Annotated in this window: 9 protein-coding genes; all 9 read right to left on the bottom strand. The window is 64.9% G+C overall.

The genetic code is table 11. From position 1 onward, the window contains the following. On the bottom strand, positions 1-547 hold a 547-nt coding region (locus AC1D2K_RS25335; protein ID WP_478091922.1), incomplete at its 3' end, for an LbetaH domain-containing protein. Beyond that, positions 544-1,686 carry an aromatic ring-hydroxylating oxygenase subunit alpha gene (locus tag AC1D2K_RS25340; RefSeq protein ID WP_478091924.1) on the bottom strand — a complete coding sequence of 381 codons (1,143 nt, stop codon included), beginning with the start codon at positions 1,684-1,686 and terminating at the stop codon, positions 544-546. The genes AC1D2K_RS25340 and AC1D2K_RS25335, both read right to left, overlap by 4 nt. A gap of 7 nt (positions 1,687-1,693) precedes the next feature. Then, the gene (locus AC1D2K_RS25345; protein ID WP_478091926.1) at positions 1,694-2,350 is read right to left on the bottom strand and encodes an LbetaH domain-containing protein; all 657 of its coding nucleotides are present in this window, start codon (positions 2,348-2,350) and stop codon (positions 1,694-1,696) included. Further along, positions 2,347-3,123, bottom strand: a complete 777-nt coding sequence (locus tag AC1D2K_RS25350; protein ID WP_478091927.1) for an SDR family NAD(P)-dependent oxidoreductase — start codon at positions 3,121-3,123, stop codon at positions 2,347-2,349. Before AC1D2K_RS25350 ends, AC1D2K_RS25345 begins: the two co-directional genes overlap by 4 nt. Then, the gene (locus tag AC1D2K_RS25355; RefSeq protein ID WP_478091929.1) at positions 3,120-3,917 is read right to left on the bottom strand and encodes an SDR family NAD(P)-dependent oxidoreductase; all 798 of its coding nucleotides are present in this window, start codon (positions 3,915-3,917) and stop codon (positions 3,120-3,122) included. The genes AC1D2K_RS25350 and AC1D2K_RS25355 overlap by 4 nt, the downstream gene beginning before the upstream one ends. Then, positions 3,914-4,951 (bottom strand): ketoacyl-ACP synthase III, encoded by a 1,038-nt coding sequence (locus AC1D2K_RS25360; RefSeq protein WP_478091931.1) that lies wholly within the window; start codon positions 4,949-4,951, stop codon positions 3,914-3,916. The genes AC1D2K_RS25355 and AC1D2K_RS25360 overlap by 4 nt, the downstream gene beginning before the upstream one ends. Positions 4,952-4,957: 6 nt before the next feature. Further along, positions 4,958-5,182, bottom strand: a complete 225-nt coding sequence (locus AC1D2K_RS25365; RefSeq protein WP_478091933.1) for an acyl carrier protein — start codon at positions 5,180-5,182, stop codon at positions 4,958-4,960. 307 nt (positions 5,183-5,489) lie between these two features. After that, positions 5,490-6,005: a pilin gene (locus tag AC1D2K_RS25370; protein WP_478091934.1), complete on the bottom strand. Its 516-nt coding sequence runs from the start codon at positions 6,003-6,005 to the stop codon at positions 5,490-5,492. A gap of 202 nt (positions 6,006-6,207) precedes the next feature. Continuing rightward, positions 6,208-7,486, bottom strand: a 1,279-nt coding sequence (locus AC1D2K_RS25375) for a type II toxin-antitoxin system HipA family toxin (RefSeq protein ID WP_478091936.1), incomplete at its 5' end; no start/stop codon positions are given.

Below are 7,486 nucleotides of genomic sequence, written 5' to 3' on the forward strand. Positions count from 1 at the left end.
CGATCAGGCAATGGCGGCCCATGCGCAGGCCGGTCCGAAGTCGAGCATCGGCGCCGATGACGCAGTGGATGCCGACTTCGGCCTCGGCGCCGACAGAAGCGCCGGGGCCGATCCAGCCATGCGCGCCGATGCGCGCGCCGGCATCGATGCGCGCCCCTGGATGCACCAGCACGTCGCTCCCGAGGTGCGCGCGGCTGCCCACCAGCGCGCCCGCGCCGATCCAGACGTTGTCGTCCAGGCGCGCATCCGGTGCCACGCACGCGCGCGCATGGACCAGCGTCGCCAGCTTGAAGCCGCGCAGGCGCGCGGCGCCATAGAGTTCCAGCCTTGCGTAATTGAGCGCGTTCTGGTCCACCGCCACGAACAACCGGGTCGCGGCCGGATCGAGCCCGTCCAGCAATTGCGCGCAGGACGTGGAAAGCGCGGCGACGCTGTCGGCTCGACGAGCCTGCCAATCGACCGGCAGGCCATGACCGATGGGATCGCCCTCAATGGCGTCGAAGACGCTGCCGAAGCCGAGCAGGCAAAGGTCAACCCGGACCTTCATGCCGCCTCCTCGCCCATCAGGCGCAGGTACGTGTCGGCCGCCGCGATCAGCCGTTCTTCGTAGCGGCCGTGACGTGCGTGGGGTGCATCGGCGTGCAGGCGCTGTTGCAGCGCCTCGAGATGACCCACGTCTTCATGCAGCACGGCGACCTCGCTTTTGAGATGGCCCCACAAGATGGCGGGCAAGCCGGGCAGTCGCCGCGTCTCGCGGGCTGCGCACAAGGTGAAGCGCACCTCGGTGCGGTCCGGCGCAACCGGATGGAACTGCTGCAACAGGAAGGTCAGGCCACCCAGCGAAATGAAATTGACGTTGGGGTACAGGAAGAAGTTGTAGTAGTCATCGTCTTCGCCATAGCGAGCTACACCCGTGTGCCAGGGCCAGGCTTCGATGCGAATCGGGGAGCGGGTCCAGAAGCTCTGGGCAGCAAGGTTGCCGGAAGGCGATGCATCGGCTCCGTCGCCGCGGCCTTCGTCCAATACCGGCTTCGATGTCGCTTTGTCGCGGTTGTCGGAGGTGTCCTTGCGCAACAACGGCTGAAACGTCTTCGGGTGAATATACGGAACGTGGTTGTAGTCCAGAACGTTCTCGTAGTTCAACTTCCAGTTGTAGCGCACGGGCAGGTCGGCATGGATCGCCTGGGCGCCGAAGTGGCCGCTGATATCGCGAAGCTTCTGCTGGAGTTCCGGCGCGAATTGCGCATCGAAAGGCAGCGGATCCTCGTCGAGGTTGACGAAGACCAGATTGCCCACTTCCCRCACCGCGTAACGACGCAGGCAGAGCCCCGCGCGCTCCTGCGGCGCATAGGCGTAGAGACTGTCCTCGTGCGGAATGGTCTTCACTTGGCCGGCATGGTCGAACACCCAGCCGTGGTACGGGCAGACCATGCGCGCCTGGCCGAAAGCCTCTTTCTGCAAGGGCATCTGACGGTGCGGGCACAGGTTTTCGAAAGCGCGGATCTCGCCGTCGCAGTTTTGCAGCAGCACCGGCAGGCCACCGATCTCGCGGGTGGCGAAGGCATCTGGCTCCGCCAGCGCAGTGCGAAAGGCGGCAAACAACCAGAGCTTGCGAAAGATGTGGGTTCGCTCCCGGTCGAAGACCGCCGGGTCGAGGTAATGCGCCGGGGACAGCTTCGAGAGCATCAGGGGCTCAGCGGAACGAAAACGGCTTGGCCGGATTGCCCATCACCGTCGTGCCGGGCGCGACGTCGCGGATGACCACGCTGCCGGCACCGACCACCGCGCCCTGGCCGACCTGMACGCCCGGCAGGATCGTCGCGTGCGGATGGATGACGACGTCGTCGCCGATGCGCGCGCCACCGCCGATGAAGACGAAGCTGGCGATCTGGCAGTAGTCGCCGATCTGCACGTCATAGCCGACGATGGTGGTCGACAGAATGGTGACGAAGGCGCCGACCCGCACGTCCGGACCGAGCGACACGTTGCGTTCGAACAGCCCGCCCGGCGACAGCTGCGTGCGTTCGCCGGTGACGAGATCGGGCCGCAGCACGATGAAGTTCGCGCCCTGGGCGAGCAATCGCTCGGTGTAGCGGCGCTTGTCGGCCGGATTGCCCAGTGCGCAGGTGAAGATGTCGCCTTCCTGTACCTGGTAGGTCATCGGGTCGCCCAGGATCGGCAAATCCGAAGGGTTGTGCAGCCCGCTGCGGCCATCGAGGAAGCCCTTGACGTCCCAGTGCGTGCCGCATGCGATGTCCGAGCGTGCGAGGCTGGCCGTGGCGCGGCCGAATCCTCCGGCACTGACGACCAGCAGATGATTCGGGACGGTGCCCGCCGCACGATCCGTCATGTGTATTCGACCCCGCCGTCGAGGCTGAACACGGTGCCGGTGACCTTGCTGCTGGCGTCCGACAGCAAGAAGAGGCAGGCCCAAGCTACATCTTCCGGCTGCCCGACGTCGAGCGGATAACGTTTGCGAATGGACTCGAACCAGTCTGCATCGATCGTTGTCAATGGCGTTTCGACGATGCCTGGCGCCAGAGCATTTGCCCGGATGCCCCGCTTCGCAATTTCCAGAGCCAACGGACGCATGGACCCGATCAAGGCGGCCTTCGAACCCGCATACGGGCCCAGCCCTACCGTACCGGTCACCGCCGCGATCGACGACAGAAACAGGATCGAGCCGCCGGGCCGAATGGCGGACCGACTGAGCAACTGACGCGTCAGCATCATCGGCGCGATGTAGTTGGTTTCCATGACCTCGCGCAGAAAGCTGTCGCTCACCATCTTCATGGGCGACAGGCCACGGATGCCGGCGCTGTGGACAACGCCGTCCACGGGGCCGCAATCAACCGCCAGTTGGCGCAACGAGGCCATGTCGGTGAGGTCCGCTCGCAGGGCCCGATGGCCGTCGCCAGCCAGCGCGTTCAGCGTGGCCTCAAGCCGATCGGGGTCGCGCCCTGATAGAACCAGACGCGCACCTGCTTCGGCACAGCTGCGCGCGACCGCTTCGCCGATACCCTTGGAAGCACCGGTCACCAGCACCGTCTTCCCTTCGAGGCCGTACAGACGGCGGGCGGCATCCTTGCCGAAACCTTCAGAAGTCATTGCCGTCATGTTCATATGCGCATCGGAATGCCCAAGCCACCGTCGACCGTCAGTGTGGAGCGCGTAATCCACCGGCTCGCGCCCGACAGCAGAAAGCAGACGGACGATGCGACATCTTCGGGCGCCAATCGCCCCAGCGGCGTGAGGTCGATCTTGTCGTCCATTCCAGCCTGAGCGCCCAGGCCTTGCAGCATCGGCGTTTCAACATAGCCGGGCGCGACGCAGTTGGAACGGATGCGAAGTTTGGCCTGCTCCAGCGCCAGCGTGCGCGAAGCAGCCTCCAACGCGGCCTTGGAGGCCGCATAGCCGGCTGCGGCCTGAGGCGCGGCGTTGGCCGACAGCGCGGTCACGAAAACAAGCGACGCTCCGTGACGCACTCGCTTCTTGTAGAGCAGCCGCTGCGTCAGCGTGATCGGGGCGAGGTAGTTGACCGACAGCATCTTCTGCAGGTGCGCCTCGTTGGCCATGCGCAGGGGAACCAGGGCGGCGATGCCGGCGCACGAGGCCAGGCCGTCGTAGGCGGGCGCGGCTTCCACCAGCGCCTCGCGGGTGTCGGCGAGGGACAGGTCGCCGGCGATGGCGACGTGGCCCTCGCCGGCCAATTCGTCGCGCACCGCGTGGAGCCGATCGACGTCACGCCCATTGAGCACCAGCCGGGCGCCAAGTTCCGCGCACAAGCGCGCCGTGGCGGCTCCGATCCCGGAAGACGCGCCGGTCACGAGGATGACGCGGCCCTCCAGCGAAAAGGCGCTGGTCGAGGCGGCCGCGCGAACGGAGGACGGCTCCGGGGTGTCGGCGTCCAGGCTCATGAAATCAGCAGGGGCGGAAACTTGGCGTCGGCGACTTCCAGCACGCAGGTGCCCCACGACAGGCCGATGCCAAAGCCGCTCAGCGACAGCCGCTTGCGGCCGCTGCTCAAGGCCTCGTGGATCCGCGCGGTCATCGTCACCGGCAGCGAGGCACCGCTCGTGTTGCCGAAATCGTGCAAGGTGGAAGGCACCTTTTCCACCGGCAGGCCGAGCTTCTTGCGGACCGTCTCGTTGATCATCCGGTTGGCCTGGTGGAAGATGAAGTAGTCCACGTCGTCGCTCGTGACGCCGGCGTGCTCGAGCGCACGGCGGACCGAGGGCGGCACCTGATGGGTCGAGAAACTCAGCACCGCCGGGCCGTCGAGGATCAGCTCCGAGGGCCAGTGCAGCCTGCCGTTCTCGTCCTTCGTAGGAACCGCATGCTGCGGACCGAAGGGCTCGCGATGGCCGCCGACCGGCAGCATGATGGCGCGAAAGCCGCTGCCGTCGCTGTTCAGGTCGAAATGCATGGGCGCCGCGTTCGGGTCGAACTCGAGCGCGGTGGCGGTGCCGGCATCGGAGAAGAGCGGGTCGTTGACCGTGGCGCAGCGATCGCCCACCAGCACCAGCCCCTTCTTCACCGCACCCGAGGCAATCATGCTGCCCAGGATGTGGAGCCCGAACGGGTAGCCCGAGCAGCCGAGGTTGACGTCGAAGGCGATGGTGGCGTGGGACAGCTTCAACCGATCCTGCAGGATGATGGCGGTGGCCGGAATCAGGTAGTCGGGCGACTGGGTGACCACGATCAAGGCATCGATCTCTTCACGCTGCCACTGCAGTTCTTCGAGCAGCTTTTCGGTGGCGTCGAAGGCCAGGTCGGAAAAGCACTGCCATTCGGCACAGATGCGCCGGTTGTGGATGCCGATGTTGCGCACCAGCCGCTCGCGTTCCGAGCGCATCTTGGGCGGGCAATCCTCCAGGTTCGACAGCACTCGCTTGGGAACGCAGGAGGCCATGCCCGCAAAGCGGACGTTGTGAAGCGTGGACAAGCCCATGGCGCCCTACCCCAGCAGCTTGTAGAGGTCGGTGACGGTGGCGCAGTTCTTGAGGTCGTCGCCGACGATGGTCTTGTTGTAGTCGACATCGAACATCACGATCACGCCCAGGGCTGCCAGCGAGTCCCACTCGGGGAGGCTGAGCAGTTCGGTCTCGGGGGTCACCTCGATGGGTTCTTGAAAGTCGACGGCGATCAGAAAGTTCTCGATGAACTGCGCAATGGTGGTCATGTTGTATATCGTGTGGACGCAAGACAGCAGCGTATGTATTTGCGGGCTAGTCTAGCTCAAATGTGAACCGGAACGAGATGCGATTTTCAATTCCATTTTGAAATAAGATCAGCCAACCCATACCGCTTAAAGCGCTGATACTTGATTTTCTGAATCTTGAAAACATCCCTTATTCATCGACCTTTACGCCTTAAAGATCATTCAATTTGATTTGCAGCAATTTCCAGCTTAATGCTTGTCAGGAATCGGAAAACTTTGGGAAAAACAAAGCCGCCCGAAGGCGGCTTTGTTCACAAGTGCGTGACTATCAGGTACGGCATTCTGCCGGGACGTATTTGCCATTCAGCGTGCCCTTTTGACCCAGCACGGCAGATGGCGAAAGGGACGAAGTGCAGGTCCAGCTGATCGAGCCAGCAGTGGGGATGGTGGTCTTCGATGTAGTGCCCCCACTGAACACGGAGCCCGTCAACTTGCCACCGTCAATGGGGTTCAGCATCACAGTCTTGCCGCCGTCGATGCTGGAGTCATAGGTGATGGTGATGAAGCCGGCCGCGTCGTCGATGGTGATGCTGGCGACGTTCTTGGTGGGCTCGGGTTTCGTCCAGCCGGATGCATACGGGGCACCGTTGGCGGCGTTTTCAGCGATGGCAGTCTTCGCCGACGATGCGAGCGCCAAGCCTTCCGTAACCTTGGCGCGAACCGTGTAGTCCTGATAAGCCGGCAGCGCCACCGCAGCCAAAATACCAATGATCGCGACAACGATCATCAATTCAATCAGGGTGAAACCCTTTTGCACATTGCGTACGATGGAACGACGGTTCATTTACTTACTCCAGGTTGGTTGAGGGCCCGAGGAGGCCCCCGGTGCGCTCAGGTAACCGCAGCATCCATGCCACCCCGGTTTCGCCCCCTCCCAGGCCACTTCGACCGTGCAGTTGTTCACGTTCTAGTTACAACGTGTGACGAAAACTGTTGCTGCCCACCGACGTAGGGTGACATTTTTGTCAGCTTCCTGCCAACCCGCGTCATGCCCGCGGCTCCCGGCCGGCCGCACTTCCCATCCGCTCCACCCGCATCCACGCCCGCGATCCATCCCACACCTGCACCATGCGCTGCAGCAGCTCCGCCGGCACCGCCGGATGCGGGGCGGCCAGGGTCGCACTCATCGCCTCGCAGCTGTGCTCGATCACCGCGCCCGGATGATGGACGCCGCAGACGTCGCGGCCGAAGGCCTCGAGTTCGGCCCGGTTCGGGTAGCTGCGGGCCGGGGATTTGTCGCCGCTGCGGCCGCCTCGCCGCCACTTGAGCGCCAGCGTGTGGTCGACGGTTTCGATGCCGCCCGGCCGCTCGTAGGCATAGAGCACGGTGCACACCTGGTCGTACACCGGGCTGGGCCAGACCCGCTCGTCGTCATACAGCACCGCAAAGTTCTTGAGATGGGCGTCGCCGTTGCGCACCAGCACCGTGAGCACCAGCAGCTTGAAGAACTGGTGCAGGGCCGGCGCAGGTTCGCTGCACACCAGGCGCAGCGCCGCGGCCACGTCTTCATAACTGCCGATGTACTTGCGGCTGGACAGGCGCTCACGCACGCGCAGCTGCATGACGGCCGCGATGTCCTCGAAACCGAGGCGGCTGCCGTCGGGCAGGATGTCGAAGCGGTCGAGCACCAGCAGCTTGCCGTCGGCCGAGAGGTCGGCGCGCGGCACGGGCAGGCCGGCGTGGCGCGCGGCTTCGAGGCACAGCCACTCGTTGGCGCTCAGGCCGGGGTAGCGCGGCCCCTCGGCCTTGACGATGGCGTTGGGGCCGGGCACCACGGCCTTGTCGGCCACCGGCACCATGATCTTGGGCTGGACGCCGGCCAGGCCGGTGCCCGGGCCCATGAAGGCGTCGACCAGTTCCTCGAACAGGGCTTCGCTGCGCCCGCCCGCCAGCAGGTCGTCGCGCGAGACCAGGCCGGCGGCCCCCGCGCCCAGCGGCGCTTCGCCGGGCAGCTGGTAGGCCACGCGGCCGATGGCGCCGGCGCCCATCAGGGCCAGCAGGTGCATCTTGGTGACCTGGAACTTGCCGAAACGCGCCAGGATGCGCTCGAACAGATAGCCCTCGGGAAGGTTCATGTCGAGGGCGGCGAAGAGGTCGCCGTCCTGGAACACGCGGTCGGCGATCGGCAGGCCCAGGCCGACCTGATGGCGCGCCTCTGCTTCATAGACCAGCGAATAGATCGACCGCTTGGCAAGCAGGGCCTGCGGCTGGCCTCGGATGGCCAGCTGCAGGTCGCGCAGTTTTTCGGGCAGCGCCGTCACGTCT

It is taken from the genome of Variovorax sp. P1_H12_2, assembly GCF_056405335.1.

Coding starts and splice junctions, on each gene's coding strand:
- AC1D2K_RS25350 (WP_478091927.1), bottom strand. CDS start 3,123: ATGAACATGACGGCAATGACTTCTGAAGGTTTCGGCAAGGATGCCGCC.
- AC1D2K_RS25355 (WP_478091929.1), bottom strand. CDS start 3,917: ATGAGCCTGGACGCCGACACCCCGGAGCCGTCCTCCGTTCGCGCGGCC.
- AC1D2K_RS25360 (WP_478091931.1), bottom strand. CDS start 4,951: ATGGGCTTGTCCACGCTTCACAACGTCCGCTTTGCGGGCATGGCCTCC.
- AC1D2K_RS25365 (WP_478091933.1), bottom strand. CDS start 5,182: ATGACCACCATTGCGCAGTTCATCGAGAACTTTCTGATCGCCGTCGAC.
- AC1D2K_RS25370 (WP_478091934.1), bottom strand. CDS start 6,005: ATGAACCGTCGTTCCATCGTACGCAATGTGCAAAAGGGTTTCACCCTG.